Raw genomic sequence first — 21,318 nt, forward strand, 5'->3', positions numbered from 1 at the left:
GAAGTCAGCAAGGTACGAGCAAGCCATGTCCGACAACGACGACGTCCCGTTCAACCGCGACTTTCCGCTGAAGCCCGGCATCGTCGAGGAAGTCCGCCCCGGCGTGCGGCGCGTGCTCTGTAACAATCCGAGTCCGTTCACTTTCACCGGCACGGTCAGCTACATCGTGGGCCGGGGCAACGTCGCGATCATCGATCCCGGTCCGGACGACGAGGCGCATGCGGCGGCGCTGCTCGATGCCGTCAGCGGCGAGACGGTGAGCCATATCTTCGTCACCCACACCCACCGCGACCATTCGCCGAACACCGCGCGGATCAAGCGGTCGACCGGCGCGCCAGTTTACGCCGAAGGCCCGCACCGCGCCTCGCGCCCGCGCTTCGAGAGCGAGAAGCACAACCCGGAATCCGGCGCCGACCGCGACTTCGCGCCCGATATCAGGATCGGCCATGGCGACGTGGTCGAAGGAGATGGCTGGCGGCTCGAGGCCGTGGCGACACCCGGCCATACCGCCAACCACCTCGCTTTTGCCTGGCCCGAGCGAAAATTCAACTTCGTCGGCGATCACGTGATGGGATGGTCGACCTCGATTGTGGCCCCGCCCGACGGCTCGATGATCGACTACATGGAATCGCTGGATCGTCTCGCCGCGCGCGAGGAGGATGTGTATTTCTCCGGTCACGGCCCCGAAATTCCAGAAGGCCCGCGCTTCGTGCGCTTCCTGATCCGTCACCGCAAGGCGCGCGAGGCCTCCATCCTGCACCGCCTTGCGAAGGGCGAGACCGACATCCCGACCATGGTCCGGGCGATCTATATCGGCATCGATCCGAGGCTCACCACCGCGGCGGGCTATTCCGTGCTGGCGCATCTGGAAGACCTGGTCGCCCGCGGCGTGGTGGCGACGGACGGCGATCCCGTGATCGGCGGGACCTATCGGATGGCGAACGCTTAGCCTTCCGTCACTTCTTCACCGTCTTTGCCGGCGCCTTCGGCGGCGCCACCGGCGTCTTCTTCACCGGTTTGAGTGCGTCGGCATCGGCGGCGGTGTTGAGATCGTCGATGAATTTCTTCACGCGTGCGGCGTTGCTGCCGAGGTCGCTCTCGAAATAGCGCGAGGCGGAGCGGATATCGACGCGGGAATCCTCGCCGTCGGGCACGACCCGGATGGCGATGTCCTCGCGGAAACCCATGATCGGTGAGCGCGCCACCGCCTCGATGCGGCCGATGCGGCGCGGGGGCTGCGGCGCGCGCTCGTCGATGATCAACCATTTGCGCTTGTTGACCAGCTGAAGCGCGATCGCATAGGCGCGGTCGACTGAAATCTCGAGCTCGATCGGCTCGATATCGGGATAGAATTGACGCTGCTGCTCGGCCGAATAGAGGCCGGCATACACAGCGGTATTGGCACCATCGCCGGTGCGCAGGCGGGCCAGCGCGTCGAAGCGCGGCGGGTCGATCGGGTCGGTGGTGATGTCGTGGATCGCCGGCAGCTTGCGGTATTGCAGGCCGAGATAAGCGGGATAGGCGAGGATCGCGCCGTCGATCAGGAACGCAAGCAGGATGCGCGCCATGCCGCGCGAGCCGTTCTGCCAGATCGCGGCGAAGCCGGCGAGCCCGAACAGGATCGAGAGCGCGGCAATCCCGAGCCCGCCGAAGAAGGTCGCGAGCGCCGGCTTCATCTCCAGGAAGCCGAACCGGACGATGATGATCGAGACCACCACCGCTACCAGGGCGAACACGGCCAGATTGCGCGCCCAGCTCGCGAGGCTGGACACGGGCTCCGACTGGTAGGGAGCGGAAAACCTGCGGGCCATCGGGTCAGCTCTGCCGGGATCTTGGGGACGGTGCCGGCCGATCTGGCACGACGATGGGCCGTTGAGACCACGGCCGGCGGGCAAATTCAAGAGTTCCGCAGAAGGCTGCATCGTCATGGCCGGGCTTGACCGGCCATTCACGTCTTTTTGCCATGAGGACGCGGATGTCCGGGCCGTCGCCGCGCCGAAGGGGCTTTGACCCCGCAGGCGGGACGAAGCCCGGGCACGACGTCCGAGATGGCCTACGCCGCCGCGTTCGGGAAGCGGTATTCCCTAAACTGATCGCGCAGCGCGGTCTTCAGGATCTTGCCCGTCGCCGTGTGGGGTATGCCGTCGACAAAGGCAACGTCGTCGGGCATCCACCATTTGGCGATCTTGCCATCCATGAACTTCAGGATGTCCTCGCGGCTGGCCTGCTGGCCCTGCTTGAGCTGCACGATCAGCAGCGGACGCTCGTCCCATTTGGGATGGAACACGCCGATCACGGCGGCTTCCGCCACGGCGGGATGGCCGACGGCGAGGTTTTCCAGCTCGATCGAGGAGATCCACTCGCCGCCGGACTTGATCACGTCCTTGGAGCGGTCGGTGATCCGCATGTAGCCGGCTTCGTCGATGGTCGCGACGTCTCCGGTGTCGAAGAAGCCGTCCTCGTCGAGAATATCAGTGTCGACCCGGTAATAGGCCTTGGCGACGGCCGGGCCGGCGACCTTGAGGCGGCCGAAGGTCGTGCCATCCCACGGCAGCTCCTTGCCCGCATCGTCGGTGATCTTCATCTCGACGGCGAAGGGCGCGTAGCCCTGCATCTGGAGCACGTCGAGCCGCGCCTCGCCGATCGCATTCTGGAACGGCGGCTTCAGCGCCGCGACGCTGCCGATCGGGCTCATCTCGGTCATGCCCCAGGCGTGGCGGACGTTCGAGCCCATGTCGAGGAAGGCCTTGATCATCGAGCGCGGCATCGCCGAGCCGCCGCAGATCACCATCTTCAGGTCCGGCAGCTTCAGATTGTTGGCGGTCATGTGCTGGAGCAGCATCAGCCAAACCGTGGGCACGCCGGCGGTATGCGTCACCCTCTCGGTCGAGAGCAGCTCATAGACCGAGGCGCCGTCGAGCTTGGCGCCCGGCATCACGAGCTTGGTGCCCTGCGAGGGTGCGGAGAAGGCGATGCCCCAGCTGTTGGCGTGGAAGAGCGGCACCACGGGGAGCATGGTCTCGGAGGCGCTGGTACCGAGCGCGTCGACATTGTTGGCCATCATCGCGTGCAGCACGTTGGAGCGATGCGAATACAGCACGCCTTTGGGATCGCCGGTGGTGCCCGATGTGTAGCACATCGCGGCCGCCGTGTTCTCGTCAAAGTCCTTCCATTTAAACTTGCCGTCGGCCTCCGCGATCCAGTCCTCGTAGGCGACCACGTTCTTCAGCGTCGTCTGCGGCATGTGCGCCTTGTCGGTGAGCACGACGTAGCGTTCCACGCTTGTCAGCTTGTCGGCGATCTTCTCCAGGACCGGAACGAACGTGATGTCGGTCATCACGATGCGGTCCTGCGCATGGTTGATGATCCAGGCGATCTGCTCGGGGAAAAGGCGGGGATTGACGGTATGGCAGATGGCGCCGATCCCCATGATGCCGTACCAGACCTCAAGATGGCGCCAGGTGTTCCAGGCGATCGTTGCGACACGGTCGCCGAGCTTGATGCCGTCGCGCTCCAGCATCTGCGAGACCTTGAGCGCGCGCTTGTGGATATCGGCATAGGTGGTGCGATGGATCGGTCCCTCGACCGAGCGCGTCACGACCTCCTGCTTGCCATGAATCTTGGCGGCGTGTTCGATGATCCTGTGGCAGAGCAGGGGCCAGTCTTGCATCAAACCAAGCATTCCGTCGTTCCTCCGAGAAGCCGCTGGGCGGATTGTCGCTCTCAGCGTTGGGCCAAAGAATTGTCATGAGTTTTAGCCTGCCCGCCTTTCGCCGCAAATGGTCTTGTCGCGGCTATATGTCCGTCGGCGCGGCAATGGTTACCGTCGCGCTCGGGCTCGCGGATCGGGCAGAGGCGCGCAAATATGGGTCCCCGCTGGACATCTTTGGTATTGCTGCACCACGGCCGCGCGCCACGGTTCATTCTGCCAATATCTCTGGCAGGATCCCGCTCCCAAAACCTCGCCCCGAGGAGGCCCCCAAGGGGTCGGCTAAGGCATCGGACGAGGCTCCTGCGGAGACCGGCGGCAAGCCTTCCGCGGAAAAGCCTTCCGCGGACAAACCAGGCGCCACCAAGCCCGCCGAGGCGGCGCCGCCGCCCGAGAAGCAGGCCTCGGCGTGCCGCCTCGCGCTGACCGAGGAGATCGCGATCGCGCCTTCGATCCCGGATATCCGCGGCCCCGGCGCCTGTGGCGGCGAGGATCTGGTGCGGCTCGAGGCCATCGTGCTGCCGGACAAGCGCAACGTGGCGGTCAAGCCGGCGGCGATCCTCCGCTGCACCATGGCATCCGCAATCGCCGATTGGGTGCGCAAGGACGTGGTGCCGCTGGCCGCGAGCCTCGGCTCGACCATCGGCGATCTCGACAATTTCGACAGCTTCGAGTGTCGCGGCCGCAACCGCGTCGTCGGCGCCATGCTGTCCGAGCACGGCAAGGCCAATGCGATCGATGTGCGCGCCATCAAGCTCGCTAACGGGCAGTCGATCGGCCTGACCGACCGCACCATGCCGCGCGAGGTGCGCGAGCGCGTGCTGCATTCGGTCTGCTCGCGCTTTTCGACCGTGCTCGGCCCCGGCTCGGATTGGTACCACGAGGACCATATCCATCTCGATCTCGCGCAGCGGCGCAACGACTACCGGATCTGCCAGTGGAACGTCTGGGATCCGCTGCCGCAGGTTGCCCCGCTGCTGCCGGCGGAACGGCCCGAGGAGGCGCCGCCGCGTGAGGTCGCGGCCAAACCCGAAGCGAAGCCCGAGGCCAAGCCCGAGACGAAGCAAGGAATTGACGACGAGGCGGCGGAGACATCGGCTGCCTCTGCGGACAAGCCGGCGGCCGACGGCCACAAAGCCCGGCCGCACAAGCCGGCAACAAAAAAGCGCCGGTGAGACCGGCGCTTTTGAATGTCAGAGATCAGGTACCTGATCAGTAGCTGCCCGCCTGGCCAGTTTGGCTGCCGCCGAGCGCAAGCCGTGAATTGTAGGGCGAGTCGCCATGCTTGGGCTCGAGCACCACAACGAGGGTGCCGACCTTGACGCGATCATAGAGGTCGATCGCGTCCTCGTTGGTCAGGCGGATGCAGCCCGACGAGATCGACGCGCCGATATATTCCGGCTGGTTGGTGCCGTGAATGCGGAACAATGTGTCCTTGCCGCCCGAGTAGAGATACATCGCGCGGGAGCCCATTGGATTGTCCGGACCGGGGGCGACGAAGGTGGGCACGCCCAGGCGCGAAATTTCGCCGGGGGTGGGGTGCCAGGCCGGCCACTCGGTCTTGCTGCCCACCTTGGCGATGCCCGACCAAGCCATGGCTTCTTCACCGACGGTGATGCCGTAGCGGATCGCCTTGCCGCCATCCAGAACGTAGTAGAGGTAATGGTTGTCGGAATCGACCACGATCGAGCCCGGCGATTCCTTGCGGTGGTACTCAACGATGGCGCGGCGGAACGGCTCTGCGACCGGGGTGTTCTCGTACCGAACCTTGGCAAGGAGTTCCTTGTCCTTCGGCTTGAAGGCCTTGGTGTCGGTCGCTTCAAAATGCGTGGCCTGCATGCAGCCCGACAGCATCAGGCCAGCGGCCAAAATACCCAGCGTAACTTTCAGCGACGACATGATTTGGTTCCAATCGACAACAACAAGCTTCGTGGAGCTTGAGTAAGCCCAATTCCACGATTCCGTTGGCCCCCATTATCGTTGAAATCTGCCACAATTCCAGCCTCACGACGCTTCTCCCGCGCTGCAAGACCTTACCTGTGGCTTTTCTGCCGCAAGTTTTGCGGGCCAGAGCCGGTTTTTGGGCAAAACGGTCGTATGTGTCGATTCCGTGCCACAGTTGGGCCATGCCGTCGCCACAAATGCAAACGCTCGTTAATGTGCTTGTCATCATCAACTTGTCAGAATCGCGCTAAGCGCTGTCAGTCTGTCGCAGGCCCCTGCTGGAGTTGTGCATGTTTTCTGTGTTCGTTCCCTTCGAGTCCTCCCTCAAGAAGGCCGTCATCGAGGATCTCGCAGCAGTCCCGGAGCATGCGGTCTGGATCGACCTGGTCAACCCCACCGCGGCCGAGGACAAAGCCGTCGAGAAGCTCTCGGGGATCGCAATCCCGACCCGGGAGGACATGCAGGAGATCGAGATCTCGAGCCGCCTCTATATGGAGAACGGCGCGCGCTACATGACCGCGACGCTGATGTGCCAATCCGATACCGATATGCCGAGGACCACGGCGGTCACGTTCATTCTGGGCGACCACCGCCTGGTAACGGTGCGCTATGACCAGCCCAAGCCCTTTGCGCTGGTCGAGGCCAAGCTGGCCCGTTCCTGCACACCGGCCATCACCGGCGAGATGGTGCTGATGGAGCTGCTCGATGCCGTGATCGACCGCTGCGCCGACATCCTGGAGCGCTGCGGCGCCGAGATCGATCAGGTCTCCCATGACATTTTCGAGCCGGAGAGCGAGCGCCACGGTCACGCCAAGCAATATTCGCAAATCCTGATCTCGATCGGCCGCAAGGGCGATCTGACCTCCAAGGTTCGCGAGAGCCTGGTCTCGATCGGCCGCGTCGTCGCCTTCCTTTCCGCGGTGGTGGAGGGCGTGAAATGGTCGAAGGACATGCGCGAGCAGCTCAAGACCATGCAGCGTGACGTCGTCTCGCTGACCGATCATGCCTCCTATCTCTCCAGCAAGATCACCTTTGTGCTCGACGCCATGCTCGGCGTCGTCAATCTCGAGCAGAACAACATCATCAAGCTGTTTTCGGTCATGGCGGTTGTCCTGATGCCGCCGACGCTGATCGCCTCGATCTACGGCATGAACTTCAAGTCGATGCCGGAACTCGAATGGGTGCACGGTTATCCGTTCGCGCTGGTGCTGATGCTGATTGCGGCGATCGTTCCGTACTGGATCTTCAAGTGGAAGAAGTGGCTGTAATAGTGACCGAGACCTTACGCCGGACGCAGAGACACAGTGTCTGGTGTCGCAGAATAGAGCGGGATTGCGGCCGCACGGCGATGTGTGCTCGCCGCCCCAATTCCTCCGGTAAAATTTGAGCGGTGGGCTGAACGTTTGCGCGAAACTTGTCTGCGATAAGGAGCAGGTAAGCCGCGAGGAACAGCCATGGTTGAAAAACACATAACGACGCCCCCCAACGTCATCGATCTGGCGAGCTATCGCCACGTCGCGACGAGCGGCAAGGCGTCGTCGATGTCGGCGCGCATGTGCCGGCACTGTGGTGCTCCGCTGCTCGACGGCGAGAACGACGACGATTGCTCGACTGCAATCAGCACGGCCGCTCCGCAGCCACGCGAGAGGTCACGTCGGATTCGACTCGATTGAGGAACGGAAAGCTAAGGGCGATCCAGGTCTTGCGGCGGCGTTGTCTGGATCGCCTTGCTTCTCCGGCGTAATTTCCAACATCATCATTGCGAGGAGCTCGCGACAAAATTGCGAAGCAATTTTGCACTGAAGCGACGAGGCAATCCAGACTGTCCTCACCGAGGCAGTCTGGATTGCTTCGCTTGCGCTTGCAATGACGCGGTAGCCTACACGTGCTGGCCGCCGTTGATGTGGATCTCGGCGCCGTTGACGTAAGAACTGGTGTCCGTGCACAGCACGTAGATGATCTTGGCGACCTCGTCCGGTGTGCCGAGCCGGTGCATCGGGATCTGCTGGTCGACGATCTTCTCGGTGCCCGGCGACAGGATCGAGGTGTCGATCTCGCCCGGCGCGATCGCGTTGACGCGCACGCCGACGCGGCCGAAGTCGGAGGCCATTTCGCGCGTCAGGGACGCCAGCGCGGCCTTCGAGGTGGCGTAGGCCGCGCCCGCGAAGGGATGCACGCGCGAGCCCGCGATCGAGGTGACGTTCACGACAGAGCCCTTGGCCGCCTTCAATTCCTCGATCAGCCCGCGCGCCATCATGATCGGCGCGAAGAAGTTGACATTGAACACGTGCGTCCAGGTGTCGAGGTCGGTGTCGATCGAGCCGAGCCTGGAGCCGCCGGCCCCCTTCGGCGAGATCGCGGCGTTGTTGACCAGCGCATGCAGCATGCCGCCTTCGAGACGGTCGCGGATGTCGGAGATCGCGCGCGTGGTATCTGCGGGGGTGGCGAGGTCGACCTGGATATGGTCCTCAGGGCCCGCGTCCCAGGGACAATCCTCCGGGAACGGATGCCGCGAGCAGGTGATCACGCGCCAGCCGGCCGAGGAGAAACGGATCACGGTGGCATGGCCGATGCCGCGGCTCGCCCCGGTCAGGAGCAGCGTACGGCGCGGCGCATTGGACGACTGCGGCATGGACATCTTTCAGGCTGGAGCATGATCCGGACCCGGAGGGCCGCGTTAGCGCAAACTGTGCAGCGGTTTTCCGAAGGGATCATTCTCGAACAAAATTCTAGGGATACATTCGCGTCTTGGACCATTTCTGGCCGGCCGCGTCACGGCGAAATTCAATGCGGTCGTGCAGGCGGAACGGGCGGTCGTGCCAGAACTCGATACGCGACGGTGTTATACGCCAGCCGCTCCAGCCCGGCGGACGCGGCACCTTGCCGATCATGTGCTTGGCGGCGACCTTGGCGATCGCCTGCTCGAAAGCGAAGCGGCTCTCGAGCTCCTGCGACTGCTTGCTCGCCCAGGCGCCGATCTGCGCCTGCTTGGGACGGGTGGCGAAATAGGCGTCGGCTTCGGCCTCGGTCACCGGCGTCACGTTGCCGCGGATGCGGACCTGACGGCGCAGCGACTTCCAGTGAAAAAGTAACGCCGCCTTAGGATTTGCGGCGAGTTCGCGGCCCTTCTGGCTGGCGATGTGGCTGTAGAAGACGAAACCATCGGTATCGAAGCCCTTCATCAGCACCATGCGCACGTCCGGCAGGCCGTCGGGATCGACGGTCGCGAGCGCCATGGCGTTCGGATCGTTCGGCTCGCTCTTGATGGCTTCGTTCAGCCAGGCCTCGAACAGCGCAAACGGCTCGTCGGCGGCGGTGAAATCACCGGATGTTAAGGGTGTCTGGTGTTTCATCGAGGTCGTGTCGGTCATGTCTGGGGTCCGAGTTGCGTCCTGCGGTCCAAAACGCGTTGTTGTCTGCTACCGCCCTATATAGGGTATGGGGACGCGTTGGCCTATCGGCGATCCGGCCGTTCGGCTTCGTCATGACGATCATTCTGATCGGACTCGGCACCGGCGGTTGCAGCTTTTCCCGCAACGACAAGAGTGCCTACGCCAAGGCCGATGACAGCGACCTTACCGGCTCGATCGCAATGCCGGCCAGGGTGGCGGCACCGACAGAGACCGATCTCGCCTTCGCCCGCAACGCCGCCTCCGACGTGCTCAGCAAGAACGATAAGGATTCCAGCCAGCATTGGGAGAATCCGGAAACCGGGGCGCGCGGTTCGGTCACGCCGATCGCGCAATCCTATGCCGCCGAGGACGGCCGCAAGTGCCGCGACTTCCTGGCGAGCTACGTCAATGGCAGCACCGAAAGCTGGCTCCAGGGCGCGGGCTGCCAAAGCAGCCGTGGCAGTTGGGAGATTCATACGCTAAAGCCGTGGCGGAGCTAGGAATCGCTTCACCAGGCTAGTTGCAAAAATACCACTCGCCCCCCACATGAGGCTCAGTTGGGGCGGGGAGCCCTTTGAACAATTCGATTTCTTGAAGGAGACGTGACGGATGCGCGACCCCTATGAGGTCTTGGGGGTGCCGCGGAGCGCCAACGCTGCCGCGATCAAGAGCGCCTATCGCAAGCTTGCCAAGAAGCACCATCCCGACAGCAACAAGAACGACCCGAAGGCGGCCGAGCGCTTCGCTGAGCTCAATACGGCCAATGAGATCCTCGGCGACGAGGACAAGCGCAAGCAATTCGACCGCGGCGAGATCGACGCCGACGGCAAGCCGCGCTTCCAGGGTTTTCCGGGCGGCGGCGGTGGGCCGCGCGGGCGCGCGGGTCCCGGCGGGTTCGAGAGCTATACGTTCCGCGGTGGCGGCGCGGGCCCTGGTCCGGGCGGCGGCGCGTTCGAGGACATCCTCAACAGCATGTTCGGAGGAGGGCCGCGTCCGCGCCCAGGGGCCGGCGGCGGTGCCCAGTTCGAATTCGACACCGGCGGGATCGGGCTCGATCTCGACGTCAATGTCGCCATGACCGTCTCGCTGGAGGAGGCGGTGAAGGGCGGCGAGAAGCGCGTCCGGCTGCCGAACGGCAAGGAGCTCAACGTCAAGATTCCGGCCGGCGTGACCGAAGGCCAGCAGATCCGGTTGCGGGGGCAGGGCGAGAGCGCTCAGGGCCATCCGCCGGGCGATCTCCTGATCACGATCGGCATCGCGCAGCATCCGTTCTTCAAGATCGAGGGCGCCGATCTCAGGATCGACCTGCCGGTCACGCTCTACGAGGCGGTGCTTGGCGGCAAGGTCCGCGTGCCCACCCTCGGCAATGCCGTGGAGCTTTCGGTTCCGCAAAACACCTCCAGCGGCCGGACCTTCCGCCTCAAGGGCAAAGGATTGCCAAAAACTGGTGGAACCGGGGATCTCTTCGTCACCGTCAGGATTATGCTACCGGACGGGAACGACGCCGAGCTTGAAGCATTGATGGAAAAGTGGCGGGAGCAGCGCCCCTACAATCCACGTAGCGGGCTGTGATCCGGAAAGTGTGAGGGGTTCTCCTAAAGACTGAGAGCGTCGTGCATCGAGATGATGCTCATCATATGCCCGAGGCGTGGTACCCCTTCTTGGCTCACGTGCTCGACGTGTCGGCTGTCCGGCGGGGCAGCCGATAAAAAGGTGCGGCCTCGAGAGGGGGACCAGCGCGGTACCAAAAACCCCAATCGAGGCCGCCCGCGTCGATCGGCGGATCGAACGCTGCTCATTTTCGCGTGATCATCCGGTGCGATAATGAGACGCGCCGATGTCTTCATTCCAAATTTTCAATGTCGGAATCGAGGCACCGCGTTTGCGTGGTTGTCTAGGTGCCGCTTTTCTCTGCTTGGTCGTAGACCGCCTGCGCCACTTTGGTCAGCCGGTCCCGGTCGCCGCCACCGCTGACGACGTAGCCGACGCCGCGCTCCGACCAGAACAGCGCCCCGTCCTTGTCCGTTCTGGCATACCGCATCTGCGTCGCGCCATTCTCGGTCTTGGCGGTGTAGATCGTGTACCGCTCGCCCGAGGCGCCCTCATACATCAGGAACGACGCCGGGCCGTTCGGCCCCGGCAAGAGCCGGCCGCCGACGAGCTTTAGTCCACTCGCCTCCAGGTTCGGAGCAAACACGGTCCAGCCGCAGCGTCTGGTCAGCCAGGCCTGGAGGTGGTCGCGCTCGTTGCCGCCGACCTCGACGGGATGGCGAACCTCGACGACATAGAGGCGGTGGGCGTCGAGTGCGTCGGTCGTAAAGCTCTGGAAAGTCGAGGGCGCGTTGGCGGCACCGTGCGCCAGCCAGCCGGCGGTGCCGCCGGCCATGAAGGCCACCAGCACAGCCGCGGCGGCGCCATAGAGCCAGTGCCGCGGGCGGCGCTCCAGCCGTTCGAGCTCGAGCCGCGCCGGCACCGGCTCCTGGGCGACGGAATCGTAGCGGGCGTGCAGCATCTCGGCCATGGCGCGCCAGGACTGCACGCGCTCGCCATCCTCGGGCTGCGCGGCAAGCCAGGCCTCGACATCGGCGCGGCGCTCGGCCGGCAGCTCGCCGTCAACATAGGCGTGCAGTTCGTCCTCGGTCACTGGGATCTTGCGGTCGTTCATATCGATCGTCTCTGGCTCTGCGGCCCAAAATGTTCTTCGTGGTTCAACTGCGCCGCTTCCCGCGCCATGCAGGAGAAACGACCGGCGCGATGCATCAATCCTGCCATCATTTCACCCGCCTGAGCGCCGGGCGCTCGCCCTCCAGCGAGGCTTTGACGTGGGCGCGGGCGCGTGCCAGGCGCGACATCACGGTGCCGATCGGCACGCCCTGGATGTCGGCGACCTCGCGGTAGCTCATGCCCTCCAGCATCACCAGGAGCAGCACCGAGCGTTGCTCCTCGACGAGCGTCGCCAGCGCCCTCTCGATATCGCGCCCTTCGGCTTCGGTCCCGCTGGCATCCGGGTTGTTCTCCGTCAGCTGCATGAATTGCGGCCGTCGTGCCAGCGAACGCCGCCGGTTCTTGTTGAGGTTGGTCAGGATCGTATAGAGCCAGCTCCTGACGTCGCCTCCGAGGAACAGACGCTCCGAACGCAGCGCCCGCACCAGCGTATCCTGCACCAGATCGTCGGCCGCATCCGCCTCGCGCGTGAGCGCGCGGGCGTAGCGGCGCAACGCCGGGATCATGGCTTCAACACTCTGGCGAAACGCACTCATTGCGGTCTTGACGTCCTGATGTCGGCGCGAGCGCCACAACGATCATAACACCCGAGCGGAACGGCTATTCCGGCGCTTGAAACAGCGTTAACGCCGCGTATTAGGACTGTACCGCAACGGAGGGCTGGTGTACCTCCAAACCTCACCGGGAGCTCGACGGGACGTTAGCAAAATGGCGCAGAATTCAGGTCTGATGCAGGGCAAGCGGGGCGTGGTCCTCGGCGTTGCCAACAACCGCTCGATCGCCTGGGGCATTGCCAAGGCATGCCACGCGGCCGGCGCGGAGCTTGCCTTCACCTATCAGGGCGATGCGCTGAAGAAGCGCGTCGAGCCGCTCGCCGCCGAGATCGGCGGGCTCGTGCTCGGCCATTGCGACGTCACCGATGCTGCGACCATCGATGCGGCCTTCGCGGTGCTGAAGGAGAAGTGGGGCAAGATCGACTTTCTGGTGCATGCGATCGCCTATGGCGAGCAACTCGACGGCCGCTACGTCGACACCACGCAGGAGAATTTTTCGAAATCCCTGCTGATCTCCTGCTATTCGTTCACGGCGGTGGCGCAGCGCGCCGAGAAGCTGATGACCGACGGTGGCTCGCTCATCACGCTCAGCTATTACGGCGCCGAGAAGTGGATGCCGCATTACAACGTCATGGGCGTCGCGAAAGCGGCGCTCGAAGCGAGCGTGCGTTATCTCGCCGTCGATCTCGGTGAGAAGAATATCCGCGTCAACGCGATCTCCGCGGGGCCGATCAAGACCCTCGCGGCGTCCGGTATCGGCGATTTCAGATATATCCTGAAGTGGAACGAGGCCAACGCACCGCTGCGGCGCAACGTCTCCACGGAAGACGTCGGCGGCAGCGCTCTGTATTTCCTCTCCGACCTCTCGCGCGGCGTCACCGGCGAGGTGCACCACGTCGATTCCGGCTATCACGTGCTCGGCATGAAGCGCCCGGAAGCGCCGGACATTTCGTTCGGCGGGAAGGACTAACTTTTCACCCAGCAATGCCTGTGCCCACGATTTATTACCTTCGCCACGGCGAGACCGAGTGGAATGCGCTCGGGAGGCTTCAGGGCATCAAGGACATTCCGCTGAACGCACGCGGTCGCGGTCAGGCGGTGCAGGCCGGCGGCATTCTCGCCGATCTCTTCAAGCGCGAGGGCCGCGACAAGGCCGCATTACCCTACGTGTCGAGTCCGCTTGGCCGCGCACGAGAGACCATGGAACTGGCGCGGAGCAAGCTCGAACTGCCGACTGCGGGCTATACGCTCGACGATCGCCTGCGTGAGATCGGCTACGGCACCTGGGAAGGACTGACGCTGGCCGAGAGCGAGGCCTCCGATCCCGACATCTACGCCCGGCGCCTCGCCGACAAATGGACGGTGGGCCCCGCGGGCGGAGAGACCTACGCCGATGTGCAGGTCCGCGTGCGCGCTTGGTACGACCAACTCCGGACCGACACCGTCGCGGTCGCCCATGGTGGGACCTGCCGGGCCCTGATGGTTTCACTCGGCCTGGAGACGCCGGCGAGCGCCGCCGAACTTTATATCGAGCAGGGCGCCGTCTACGTGTTCCGCGACGGGCGGTTGGAGAAGTTTAGTTAAGCCGGTTCGCTTGCGCGTCCTGCGCCGTCATGCCCGGGGCGCCCTTTTGCGCTTGTGGGCCAAGAACGTGGATGGCGGGACAAGCCCGGCCATGACGACCGTGTAGGCATTTGACCCCAATTTCAGGGCGAGTTAAGTCAGCACTGACTTACGAGCTAGATACGGATGTCCTTCAACACCTTCGGCCACATGTTCCGCGTCACGACCTTCGGCGAGAGCCATGGGGTGGCGATCGGCTGCGTGGTCGACGGCTGCCCGCCCATGATCCCGCTCGTCGAGGCCGACATCCAGGGTGATCTTGATCGCCGCCGACCCGGCCAGTCGCGCTTCACGACCCAGCGTCAGGAGCCGGACCAGGTCAAGATCCTCTCCGGCGTGATGGCGCATCCGGAGACCGGCGTGCAGGTGACGACGGGCACGCCGATCGGGCTCCTGATCGAGAACACCGACCAGCGCTCAAAAGACTATTCCGAGATCAAGGACAAGTTTCGGCCTGGCCACGCTGACTTTACCTATGAAGCGAAGTACGGCCTGCGCGACTATCGCGGCGGCGGCCGCTCCTCGGCGCGCGAGACCGCGACGCGCGTCGCCGCCGGCGCGATCGCTCGAAAGGTGCTGCCCGATGTGAAGGTGCGCGGCGCGCTGGTGCAGATGGGGCCACACAAGATCGACCGCGCGAAATGGGACTGGGACGAGATCGCGAAAAACCCGTTCTTCTGTCCGGACAAGGACAAGGCCGCGTTCTTCGAGACCTATCTCGACGGCATCCGCAAGAGCGGCTCCTCGATCGGCGCGGTGATCGAGGTCGTCGCCGAAGGTGTGCCGGCTGGCCTTGGCGCCCCGATCTACGCCAAGCTCGATGCCGAGCTCGCCGCCGCAATGATGAGCATCAATGCGGTGAAGGGCGTCGAGATCGGCGCCGGCTTCGGCGCGGCCGAACTCACCGGGGAAGAGAATGCCGACGAGATGCGCACGGGCAATGACGGCACGCGTTTTCTGTCCAACCACGCTGGTGGCGTGCTGGGCGGCATCTCCACGGGGCAGCCGGTGGTGGTGCGTTTCGCCGTCAAGCCGACCTCGTCGATCCTGCAGCCGCGTCTCACCGTCGATCGCAACGGCGCCGACACCGAGATCATGACCAAGGGCCGCCACGATCCCTGCGTCGGCATCCGCGCCGTCCCCGTCGGCGAAGCCATGATGGCCTGCGTGTTGGCGGATCATTTCCTGCGCGACCGCGGCCAGGTCGGGCGCTAGCGTTCCGCAGGGCGCTTGTATCGCGCCACTAGTCCACCGCGCAGCTTGACGATCCCACAACTTCGTCCGCAAATGCGCGCATGGAAAGCTCCGAGCTCCAACGTATCACCAACTGGCTGATCGACGGCGCCTGGTCGTCGAAGGCCCCGGCCGAGATGACGGCCGAAGCCTGCGAACGGATGGTTGCAGCCGGTCTGCCGCTATGGCGGTTCGGCATCTTCATCCGCACGCTGCATCCCGAAATTTTCGGTCGCAACTTCATCTGGCGGGAAGGCGAGGAGGTCGAGATCGGCACGGTCGATTTCGAGATCCTGGAGACGCCGGAATTCGCCAGAAGTCCGCTGCGGGTCGTGTTCGAGCAGGGACTTGAGGTGCGGGGACGCATGGACGATCCCGGCAGCAAGCATTTCCCTTTTTTCGACGATATGCGTGCCGAAGGCGTAACCGACTACGTCGCGACGCCAATGCAGTTTCTCGACGGCTCGGTCCACGCGACGAGCTGGACAACGCGCCATCCAGGCGGCTTCACCGATGAACACATCGCGGCGATTCACACCATCGTCAAGCCGCTCGCGCGCATCACCGAGATCATCAGCCTGCGCCGCACCGCCGAGATGCTGCTCGACACCTATGTCGGCAATCGTGCCGGCGCGCGCATCCTTGGCGGTCAGATCCGCCGCGGCCACAACGACACCATGCAGGCTGCGATCTGGCTCTCCGATCTGCGCGGCTTCACGGCACTGTCGGACCGGCTGCCGGCCGAGACCGTGGTCGAGATCCTCAACCATTATTTCGACTGCCAGGTTGCCGCGATCCGCGGCCATGGCGGCGAGGTGCTGAAATTCATGGGCGACGGCCTGCTCGCGGTATTCCCGATCGACGAATATGTCGGCGATGCCGCGCATGTCTGCACGCGGGTGCTGGAGGCAGCGCGCGAATCTCGCGCCAGTGTCGAGGCGCTCGCGTATCCTGTCGGCGACGTCGTCGAGCGCTTCCGCTTCGGCGTGGCGCTCCACGTCGGCAACATCCTCTACGGCAATATTGGCGGCGGCAACCGCCTCGACTTCACCTGCATTGGCCCCGCGGTCAATCTTGCTGCGCGGCTGGAGAAGATCACGGGTCGCCTGGGGCGGACCGTCGTGGCCTCAGAAGGCTTCGCCAATGTCTGCCGCCACGACTGGCACGAGCTCGGCGAATTCCCGATCGCGGGCTTTTCCAAGGCGCAGCGCGTGTACGGGCTGACGGAGGAGACGCCGGTGGTGATGGCCTGAGGTCATCCTCGGATGTCCGCCGCCGTCAGCCTGGTGAGCAGAATTCAGGCGTTCGACGCCATCACCGACTTCAGCGGTACATCCAGCTGATAGACAAATCCGGACGGTTCGTAGGCCAGCCGCACCTGTCCGTTCAGTTGCTGGCCGAGCGACTCGATCATCCGGGTGCCGTAGCTCCGTCGTGTCGGCGGCGCCACCACGGGGCCGCCGCTTTCGCTCCACTTCAGGCGCAGCCTTTGCTCGATCTCGTCCACCGTCCATGCGATCTCGACATGTCCGGAGGAACTGGACAGTGCGCCGAACTTCGTCGTGTTGGTGCAGAGCTCGTTGAACGTCATCGCGAGCGCTATCACGGCACCGGATGTGATCCGGAGATCCGGCCCATTGAAATGGAATCGTCGACCTCCCTGACCGTCATAGGGATCGGTGGCGCCGCTCAGGGTATGAGTGAGGCTCGCATTGGACCAGCTGACCTGTATCAACAGGTCGTGGGCGCGCCCCAACGCCAGCAAGCGGCCATCCATGGCTTTTTGGCCTTGCTCGAGATTGATTGCGGCCCGGAAGCTCTGGGCTGCGATTGCGCTCACCGTCGCAAGCGTATTCTTGATGCGATGATGCAGCTCTCCGAGGATGAGCTTTTGCAACTTGTCGGCCGCCTCGCGTTCGTGGGCTTCGATGCCGGCTTGAGCGAGCAGGACCTTGGCGTCGGTGTCGGCCTGTTCCAGCAACAGGCGCAGATTGTCGTTCTCCGCCACCAGAACCGATTCCTGTGGCGATCGAGCAACCCCAAGGTTTTCCCCGGGATCCGTCGTTGTGGTCGGAAGGATTTTTAGCGCGCCCGCTCCGATCATCGTCTGCAACTGCGAGATCATTTCGTCGACGGCGAGCGGCTTGCGAAAGAAGCGGCTGTCCGCCGGCGTTTCGGTTTCAGACGGCTTTACCTGACCGGAGACCAGTACGATCTTGATGGCAGGCCAGCGATCGTGCACCGCGTGGGCCAGCTTCAGGCCGTCCATGGTCCCGGGCATCTGGATGTCGCTGAACAGAAGCGAGATGTCCGACCGCGACTCGAGGATCGAGATGGCTTCGTCGGCGTTGACGGCCTCCACAGGGCAGAAGCCTGCATCCTCTACGATATCGACCGCGCGCATGCGCAGGATCATCTCGTCTTCGACGACGAGAACGTTCGGCAAGGAGGTTGGGGGCGTTGACATCTGTGCACGACACTTTCCTGGATCATCCGACAAGCTCGGCCGGCGCTTTGCGATGGTTGGTCTAGCGGCGAGCCGTCACCAAACGAGCTTCATGAATCCTGACATCGGATTCACCTCGGCGCAGACACGATGCTTCGAAGTCCGGCCAGACCTGGCCCAGGCAATTCCGCGCCACCGGATGGCTCGCCAGCCGGTCCGACTTCGCCAAAGCGACTGTCTCGCGCGCCTTCACTTGCGGAGCAAAACCGGGCAACAGCATCACGGACACTCCGAGGAGCGCGAACATCGCGAAGGCGATAAGAGATTTCATCATCGGGGGCTGCTTTGCTGTTGGCTGCTCCCGCTGCGTTCGGGGAACGCTATCTCAACAATCAAAACAAGATATCGTTCACCACGTACAACTTATATTTGAGTTCGGTTGCCGGCAATGCGGCGTCGGCGCTCAACTGGCACTGCTGCCTTGGGCTTCCGCTCCGTCAGCAGGCCGATGCTGCATTGGCGACTAGCGCGGCGCCTTCAGGCCTGGCGAACTCAGCCAATCATGAATGTGCGAGGCCGTTTCGCTCAATCGCGCCGCTTTGAGCAGCGATTCCCGCTGAACGCCGGGCGGGGCTATCTCCGCGCGACGGCGGGCCTCGGCGGCCAATTGGGCAAGGCGATTGCTCAGCGGGATGGTGCGCTTGGTGGTGTCTTGCATGGGACGCTCCGCATTGGCGGGAGCGCAAAGACTCTCTCAGTCACCGATGGACGCCGTGATGGGCCGGTGATGGCTCACCATGCGCCTGTTGACGGCCAATAGATACATTATTCGGCAGAGCGGATTCGGCGCTGAATCCGAAAGAAGGCGCAAAAGCACCAAAGCCGGGCCGGGGCCACTATTCCTCCGGCTCCGTCGTGAACAGCAGGGGATAGCCCTTGGTGCGGCCGGCATCCGTTGCGCGGGTAGCCTTGGTCTCTGCGACGTCCTTGGTGAACACGGCGACCACGCAGGCGCCGAGCTTATGGGCCGTGATCATGACCTTGTAGGCCTGATCCTCGGTCATGCGGAACTCGGCTTTGAGGATCATCGTGACGAATTCGCGGGGCGTAAAGTCGTCGTTGATCAGGATGACCTTATGCAGCTTCGGCCGCTCGACCTTGGTCTTCGTCCTGGTTTTAGGTTTGGCAACGGTGTCGTTCATTCCGCCTCCCGGATATGGCGGGCTCGGGTTCCTGCCGGCGCGCGCTCAGCGCGCGGCCTTCTCACCATATTGCAGGACCTGCACCTTCTCCAAGGTGATCAGGCCGCTCGACATCATGCCATCCAGGATGGGCAGGAATGCATTGATGTTGTCCTCGCTGTCGACGATCTCGATCAACAGCGGCAGGTCTTCCGAGAGCCGCAGAATCTTCGACGTGTGGAGCCGGCTCGACTTGCCGAAGCCCATCGGGCCGCGCAGCACGGTAGCGCCGGCCAGATGCCGCTCGCGCGCCGTCATCACGATCGCTTCATAGAGCGGCTTGCCGTCGAAATGGTCGTTCTCGCCAATGAAGATCCGGAGCGAAACTGCCTGATTGGGGATTTGCAAGATTAGCTCCTTCGCAAGCGGTTGGCGCCGCTGGCTATCATATGGCCTGCCCATACCGACACCAGCCAGCAAATGACGGATGCCGCGATATAGGCGAGCGCCGTATATTTCATGCCGCCGTGGAACAGGCGGAAGGTCTCCAGGCTGAAGGTTGAAAAGGTCGTGTAGCCGCCGCAGAACCCGGTCATGACGAACTGCCGGTGCTCGGGCCGCGCCAGCACGCGGCCGTCGGGCCCGGTCAGCGTCGCGTAGAAGCCGATGATCAGTGAGCCCGTGGCGTTGATGAACAGCGTCGCGACCGGGAAGCCGGAGCCGGTGTCGAGCGCGATCCCGACCAGATAGCGCGTTAGCCCGCCGACCATGCTGCCGGCGGCAATCCAGGCATAGAGCGTCGCGGTGCGCCAGCGATCGGCAGAGGAGGGGGACTTCATCTGCCTCTAGCCTCCCAGAGTGTCCGCGAGGAGGAAGCCGCAACTGACGGCCGCGAGGCAGAGCACGACCGAGACCGCGAGATTCCCGAGCGCGTGCATCGCCTCGCCGTTGCGCGCCAGCGTCAGCGTTTGCAGGCTGAACGAGGACACCGTGGTGTAGCAGCCAAGAAAGCCGGTGACCGCGAACAGCCATGGATCGGGCGCGGCGAAGACCGAGCCGGGATGGGTCGCCAATGCGCCAAAAATGCCGATCAGGAAGGCGCCGGTGACGTTGACGGTCACGGTGCCCCACGGAAACGTCTCGCCCAGCCGCCGCGCGATCGCGCCGGAGATGAAATAGCGCGCACAGCCGCCCAGCACGCTGCCGATCATAATCGCAAGCACTCCGCTCAGCACGGCGAACAGCCCCCCGTCATCGTTTCTCCTCCGTTGCCAGCCCGTTGCCGACGGCAAATAGTCCCATGAGCGCGACCAGCGCGAAGCCGAGCCCCGCCAGGAACGTGCCGGCCGGACCATAGGCATCCCACAAGGCGCCGGCGATCACGCTTGCGGCCAGCAAGGCAAGGCCGGTGAACAGGTTGAAATAGCCGAACGCGGTGCCGCGCAAGCTCGGTGGCGCTGCGTCGGCGACGAGGGCCGAGAGCAGGCCTTGCGTCAATCCCATATGCAGTCCCCACAGCACGACGCCGAGGGCGAGGCCGCCAAGGTTTGGCAGCAGCGCGAGCGCGAGATCGGCGCCGGCGAGGAAGACGAGGCCGAGCGCGAGCAGGCCGGTGCGGTTGATCCGGTCCGAGAGCACGCCGGCCGGATAGGCCGACAACGCATAGACGATGTTCATCAGCACCAGCACGGCCGGCACCCACATCGCATTGAGCCCGATATTCTGCGCACGCAGGATCAGGAAGGCCTCGCTGAAACGTGCCAGCGTGAACACGACGCCAACCGCGACCACGCGCCAGTACACGGACCCGAGCTGGCGCATCGCAGCGGTATTCAGCGGATTCCTTGACGGCTCCCGGCCGGGGTCCGGCTCCGGCTCGCTCACCGCGAACGCGATCAGTCCGAACGACAGGAAGCCCGGCAGCACGGCCACCCAGAACACCATCGTAAAATTGTCCGCCGTCCACCACATCAGGCCGATCGCCATCAGCGGCCCGACGAACGCACCGATGGTGTCGAGCGACTGCCGCAGGCCGAAGCTCGCGCCGCGCAGACCGATAGGTGCTATATCGGCGATCAGCGCATCGCGCGGCGCGCCGCGAATGCCCTTGCCGACGCGATCGATGAAGCGCGCGGCAACCAGCCATTCGACGCTGGGGGCAAGCGGGAACAGCGGTTTTGTCAGCGCGGCCAGCCCGTAGCCGAGCGCAGCGAGCAATTTGCGCCGACCGAGCCAGTCGGACAACGCGCCGGAGAAGATCTTCGTGATCGAGGCGGTCGCCTCGGCAATGCCCTCGATGAAGCCGACGGTGAGCGTGGAGGCGCCGAGCACGGTGACGAGATAGACCGGCAGCAGCGCGTGGATCATCTCGGAAGAGACGTCCATCAGCATCGAGACGAAACCGAGCACCCAGATCCCCCTGGGCAGCCCCGCACGCGCAGCATTCGGTGTTGTCGTCATCACGTCCAGGACTTCTCCTCGGCCTCTGCTTGACCTCTCCTCGGCCTTCATC

25 protein-coding genes are annotated in these 21,318 nt (G+C 64.1%); 10 read left to right on the forward strand and 15 right to left on the reverse strand.

Going from position 1 to position 21,318, the window contains the following annotated elements; all coding sequences use genetic code 11:
- Positions 1-25: 25 nt before the first annotated feature.
- A complete protein-coding gene (locus tag IVB19_RS09835) occupies positions 26-949 on the forward strand; it encodes an MBL fold metallo-hydrolase (protein ID WP_085352554.1) in 924 nt (307 codons plus the stop codon).
- 7 nt (positions 950-956) lie between these two features.
- On the opposite strand, the gene IVB19_RS09840 is transcribed toward IVB19_RS09835, so the two are convergent.
- Complete coding sequence (locus tag IVB19_RS09840) at positions 957-1,811, reverse strand: DUF1499 domain-containing protein (protein WP_018456230.1); 855 nt, start codon at positions 1,809-1,811, stop codon at positions 957-959.
- A 242-nt stretch (positions 1,812-2,053) separates the two neighbouring features.
- Entirely contained in the window at positions 2,054-3,682 is a 1,629-nt protein-coding gene (locus IVB19_RS09845) for a fatty-acid--CoA ligase (protein ID WP_018456231.1), read from the reverse strand.
- 65 nt (positions 3,683-3,747) lie between these two features.
- Between IVB19_RS09845 and IVB19_RS09850 the strand changes: the two genes are divergently transcribed.
- Positions 3,748-4,884, forward strand: a complete 1,137-nt coding sequence (locus IVB19_RS09850; protein WP_247821348.1) for an extensin family protein — start codon at positions 3,748-3,750, stop codon at positions 4,882-4,884.
- A gap of 37 nt (positions 4,885-4,921) precedes the next feature.
- On the opposite strand, the gene IVB19_RS09855 is transcribed toward IVB19_RS09850, so the two are convergent.
- Positions 4,922-5,608, reverse strand: coding sequence for a L,D-transpeptidase (locus IVB19_RS09855; protein WP_018456233.1), 687 nt, complete (start codon positions 5,606-5,608; stop codon positions 4,922-4,924).
- 335 nt (positions 5,609-5,943) lie between these two features.
- Here IVB19_RS09855 and IVB19_RS09860 point away from each other — a divergent pair, with 335 nt between their 5' ends.
- Positions 5,944-6,921: a magnesium transporter CorA family protein gene (locus tag IVB19_RS09860; protein ID WP_018456234.1), complete on the forward strand. Its 978-nt coding sequence runs from the start codon at positions 5,944-5,946 to the stop codon at positions 6,919-6,921.
- A 186-nt stretch (positions 6,922-7,107) separates the two neighbouring features.
- Positions 7,108-7,326, forward strand: coding sequence for a hypothetical protein (locus IVB19_RS09865; protein WP_026233114.1), 219 nt, complete (start codon positions 7,108-7,110; stop codon positions 7,324-7,326).
- A 206-nt stretch (positions 7,327-7,532) separates the two neighbouring features.
- Here the strand turns inward: IVB19_RS09865 and IVB19_RS09870 are convergent, their stop codons facing one another.
- A complete protein-coding gene (locus IVB19_RS09870) occupies positions 7,533-8,285 on the reverse strand; it encodes an SDR family NAD(P)-dependent oxidoreductase (protein ID WP_026233115.1) in 753 nt (250 codons plus the stop codon).
- A 97-nt stretch (positions 8,286-8,382) separates the two neighbouring features.
- A complete protein-coding gene (gene pdxH / locus IVB19_RS09875; RefSeq protein ID WP_018456236.1) occupies positions 8,383-9,024 on the reverse strand; it encodes a pyridoxamine 5'-phosphate oxidase in 642 nt (213 codons plus the stop codon).
- A gap of 113 nt (positions 9,025-9,137) precedes the next feature.
- Between pdxH and IVB19_RS09880 the strand changes: the two genes are divergently transcribed.
- Positions 9,138-9,545: an RT0821/Lpp0805 family surface protein gene (locus IVB19_RS09880; protein ID WP_018456237.1), complete on the forward strand. Its 408-nt coding sequence runs from the start codon at positions 9,138-9,140 to the stop codon at positions 9,543-9,545.
- A gap of 109 nt (positions 9,546-9,654) precedes the next feature.
- Positions 9,655-10,617 (forward strand): DnaJ C-terminal domain-containing protein, encoded by a 963-nt coding sequence (locus IVB19_RS09885; protein ID WP_247821349.1) that lies wholly within the window; start codon positions 9,655-9,657, stop codon positions 10,615-10,617.
- Between the two features lie 322 nt (positions 10,618-10,939).
- Here IVB19_RS09885 and IVB19_RS09890 read toward each other — a convergent pair whose 3' ends face one another.
- Both IVB19_RS09890 and IVB19_RS09895 read right to left on the reverse strand, forming a co-directional pair.
- Complete coding sequence (locus tag IVB19_RS09890; RefSeq protein ID WP_085352549.1) at positions 10,940-11,710, reverse strand: anti-sigma factor family protein; 771 nt, start codon at positions 11,708-11,710, stop codon at positions 10,940-10,942.
- Positions 11,711-11,816: 106 nt separating this feature from the next.
- Positions 11,817-12,305 (reverse strand): sigma-70 family RNA polymerase sigma factor, encoded by a 489-nt coding sequence (locus tag IVB19_RS09895; RefSeq protein ID WP_007594679.1) that lies wholly within the window; start codon positions 12,303-12,305, stop codon positions 11,817-11,819.
- Between the two features lie 172 nt (positions 12,306-12,477).
- Here IVB19_RS09895 and fabI point away from each other — a divergent pair, with 172 nt between their 5' ends.
- The 4 genes from fabI to IVB19_RS09915 all read left to right on the forward strand — a co-directional run bounded on the left by fabI (position 12,478) and on the right by IVB19_RS09915 (position 16,432).
- Positions 12,478-13,293: an enoyl-ACP reductase FabI gene (gene fabI / locus IVB19_RS09900; protein ID WP_026233116.1), complete on the forward strand. Its 816-nt coding sequence runs from the start codon at positions 12,478-12,480 to the stop codon at positions 13,291-13,293.
- A gap of 14 nt (positions 13,294-13,307) precedes the next feature.
- Entirely contained in the window at positions 13,308-13,907 is a 600-nt protein-coding gene (locus IVB19_RS09905) for a histidine phosphatase family protein (protein ID WP_018456242.1), read from the forward strand.
- Between the two features lie 165 nt (positions 13,908-14,072).
- The gene (aroC, locus tag IVB19_RS09910) at positions 14,073-15,161 is read left to right on the forward strand and encodes a chorismate synthase (protein ID WP_018456243.1); all 1,089 of its coding nucleotides are present in this window, start codon (positions 14,073-14,075) and stop codon (positions 15,159-15,161) included.
- A gap of 80 nt (positions 15,162-15,241) precedes the next feature.
- Complete coding sequence (locus tag IVB19_RS09915) at positions 15,242-16,432, forward strand: adenylate/guanylate cyclase domain-containing protein (protein WP_018456244.1); 1,191 nt, start codon at positions 15,242-15,244, stop codon at positions 16,430-16,432.
- 44 nt (positions 16,433-16,476) lie between these two features.
- On the opposite strand, the gene IVB19_RS09920 is transcribed toward IVB19_RS09915, so the two are convergent.
- From IVB19_RS09920 to IVB19_RS09955, 8 genes are all read right to left on the reverse strand, one after another.
- A complete protein-coding gene (locus tag IVB19_RS09920) occupies positions 16,477-17,646 on the reverse strand; it encodes a sensor histidine kinase (protein ID WP_026233117.1) in 1,170 nt (389 codons plus the stop codon).
- A gap of 61 nt (positions 17,647-17,707) precedes the next feature.
- Positions 17,708-17,959 carry a hypothetical protein gene (locus IVB19_RS09925; protein ID WP_247565638.1) on the reverse strand — a complete coding sequence of 84 codons (252 nt, stop codon included), beginning with the start codon at positions 17,957-17,959 and terminating at the stop codon, positions 17,708-17,710.
- Positions 17,960-18,148: 189 nt separating this feature from the next.
- Positions 18,149-18,343, reverse strand: coding sequence for a hypothetical protein (locus tag IVB19_RS09930; protein WP_219678576.1), 195 nt, complete (start codon positions 18,341-18,343; stop codon positions 18,149-18,151).
- A 178-nt stretch (positions 18,344-18,521) separates the two neighbouring features.
- A complete protein-coding gene (gene clpS / locus IVB19_RS09935; protein ID WP_007594672.1) occupies positions 18,522-18,827 on the reverse strand; it encodes an ATP-dependent Clp protease adapter ClpS in 306 nt (101 codons plus the stop codon).
- Between the two features lie 45 nt (positions 18,828-18,872).
- The gene (locus IVB19_RS09940; RefSeq protein WP_007594670.1) at positions 18,873-19,214 is read right to left on the reverse strand and encodes a putative PII-like signaling protein; all 342 of its coding nucleotides are present in this window, start codon (positions 19,212-19,214) and stop codon (positions 18,873-18,875) included.
- 2 nt (positions 19,215-19,216) lie between these two features.
- Entirely contained in the window at positions 19,217-19,645 is a 429-nt protein-coding gene (crcB, locus tag IVB19_RS09945) for a fluoride efflux transporter CrcB (protein WP_247821350.1), read from the reverse strand.
- 6 nt (positions 19,646-19,651) lie between these two features.
- A complete protein-coding gene (gene crcB / locus IVB19_RS09950) occupies positions 19,652-20,050 on the reverse strand; it encodes a fluoride efflux transporter CrcB (protein ID WP_162847276.1) in 399 nt (132 codons plus the stop codon).
- Positions 20,051-20,057: 7 nt separating this feature from the next.
- A complete protein-coding gene (locus IVB19_RS09955) occupies positions 20,058-21,266 on the reverse strand; it encodes an MFS transporter (RefSeq protein WP_085384122.1) in 1,209 nt (402 codons plus the stop codon).
- Positions 21,267-21,318 lie beyond the last annotated feature (52 nt).

Source organism: Bradyrhizobium sp. 187 (assembly GCF_023101005.1).
Taxonomy (GTDB): Bacteria; Pseudomonadota; Alphaproteobacteria; order Rhizobiales; family Xanthobacteraceae; genus Bradyrhizobium; species Bradyrhizobium canariense_D.

What these genes read in the sequence shown, in the direction of transcription:
- IVB19_RS09880 (WP_018456237.1), top strand. Translation starts at nt 9,138, where the DNA reads ATGACGATCATTCTGATCGGACTCGGCACCGGCGGTTGCAGCTTTTCC.
- IVB19_RS09845 (WP_018456231.1), bottom strand. Translation starts at nt 3,682, where the DNA reads ATGCTTGGTTTGATGCAAGACTGGCCCCTGCTCTGCCACAGGATCATC.
- IVB19_RS09865 (WP_026233114.1), top strand. Translation starts at nt 7,108, where the DNA reads ATGGTTGAAAAACACATAACGACGCCCCCCAACGTCATCGATCTGGCG.
- IVB19_RS09885 (WP_247821349.1), top strand. Translation starts at nt 9,655, where the DNA reads ATGCGCGACCCCTATGAGGTCTTGGGGGTGCCGCGGAGCGCCAACGCT.
- IVB19_RS09915 (WP_018456244.1), top strand. Translation starts at nt 15,242, where the DNA reads ATGGAAAGCTCCGAGCTCCAACGTATCACCAACTGGCTGATCGACGGC.
- IVB19_RS09925 (WP_247565638.1), bottom strand. Translation starts at nt 17,959, where the DNA reads ATGATGAAATCTCTTATCGCCTTCGCGATGTTCGCGCTCCTCGGAGTG.
- IVB19_RS09870 (WP_026233115.1), bottom strand. Translation starts at nt 8,285, where the DNA reads ATGCCGCAGTCGTCCAATGCGCCGCGCCGTACGCTGCTCCTGACCGGG.
- fabI (WP_026233116.1), top strand. Translation starts at nt 12,478, where the DNA reads ATGGCGCAGAATTCAGGTCTGATGCAGGGCAAGCGGGGCGTGGTCCTC.
- aroC (WP_018456243.1), top strand. Translation starts at nt 14,073, where the DNA reads ATGTCCTTCAACACCTTCGGCCACATGTTCCGCGTCACGACCTTCGGC.
- IVB19_RS09905 (WP_018456242.1), top strand. Translation starts at nt 13,308, where the DNA reads ATGCCTGTGCCCACGATTTATTACCTTCGCCACGGCGAGACCGAGTGG.
- IVB19_RS09855 (WP_018456233.1), bottom strand. Translation starts at nt 5,608, where the DNA reads ATGTCGTCGCTGAAAGTTACGCTGGGTATTTTGGCCGCTGGCCTGATG.
- IVB19_RS09930 (WP_219678576.1), bottom strand. Translation starts at nt 18,343, where the DNA reads ATGCAAGACACCACCAAGCGCACCATCCCGCTGAGCAATCGCCTTGCC.
- IVB19_RS09895 (WP_007594679.1), bottom strand. Translation starts at nt 12,305, where the DNA reads ATGAGTGCGTTTCGCCAGAGTGTTGAAGCCATGATCCCGGCGTTGCGC.
- clpS (WP_007594672.1), bottom strand. Translation starts at nt 18,827, where the DNA reads ATGAACGACACCGTTGCCAAACCTAAAACCAGGACGAAGACCAAGGTC.
- crcB (WP_247821350.1), bottom strand. Translation starts at nt 19,645, where the DNA reads ATGAAGTCCCCCTCCTCTGCCGATCGCTGGCGCACCGCGACGCTCTAT.
- IVB19_RS09860 (WP_018456234.1), top strand. Translation starts at nt 5,944, where the DNA reads ATGTTTTCTGTGTTCGTTCCCTTCGAGTCCTCCCTCAAGAAGGCCGTC.
- IVB19_RS09835 (WP_085352554.1), top strand. Translation starts at nt 26, where the DNA reads ATGTCCGACAACGACGACGTCCCGTTCAACCGCGACTTTCCGCTGAAG.
- pdxH (WP_018456236.1), bottom strand. Translation starts at nt 9,024, where the DNA reads ATGACCGACACGACCTCGATGAAACACCAGACACCCTTAACATCCGGT.
- IVB19_RS09850 (WP_247821348.1), top strand. Translation starts at nt 3,748, where the DNA reads ATGAGTTTTAGCCTGCCCGCCTTTCGCCGCAAATGGTCTTGTCGCGGC.
- IVB19_RS09955 (WP_085384122.1), bottom strand. Translation starts at nt 21,266, where the DNA reads ATGACGACAACACCGAATGCTGCGCGTGCGGGGCTGCCCAGGGGGATC.
- IVB19_RS09920 (WP_026233117.1), bottom strand. Translation starts at nt 17,646, where the DNA reads ATGTCAACGCCCCCAACCTCCTTGCCGAACGTTCTCGTCGTCGAAGAC.
- IVB19_RS09890 (WP_085352549.1), bottom strand. Translation starts at nt 11,710, where the DNA reads ATGAACGACCGCAAGATCCCAGTGACCGAGGACGAACTGCACGCCTAT.
- IVB19_RS09840 (WP_018456230.1), bottom strand. Translation starts at nt 1,811, where the DNA reads ATGGCCCGCAGGTTTTCCGCTCCCTACCAGTCGGAGCCCGTGTCCAGC.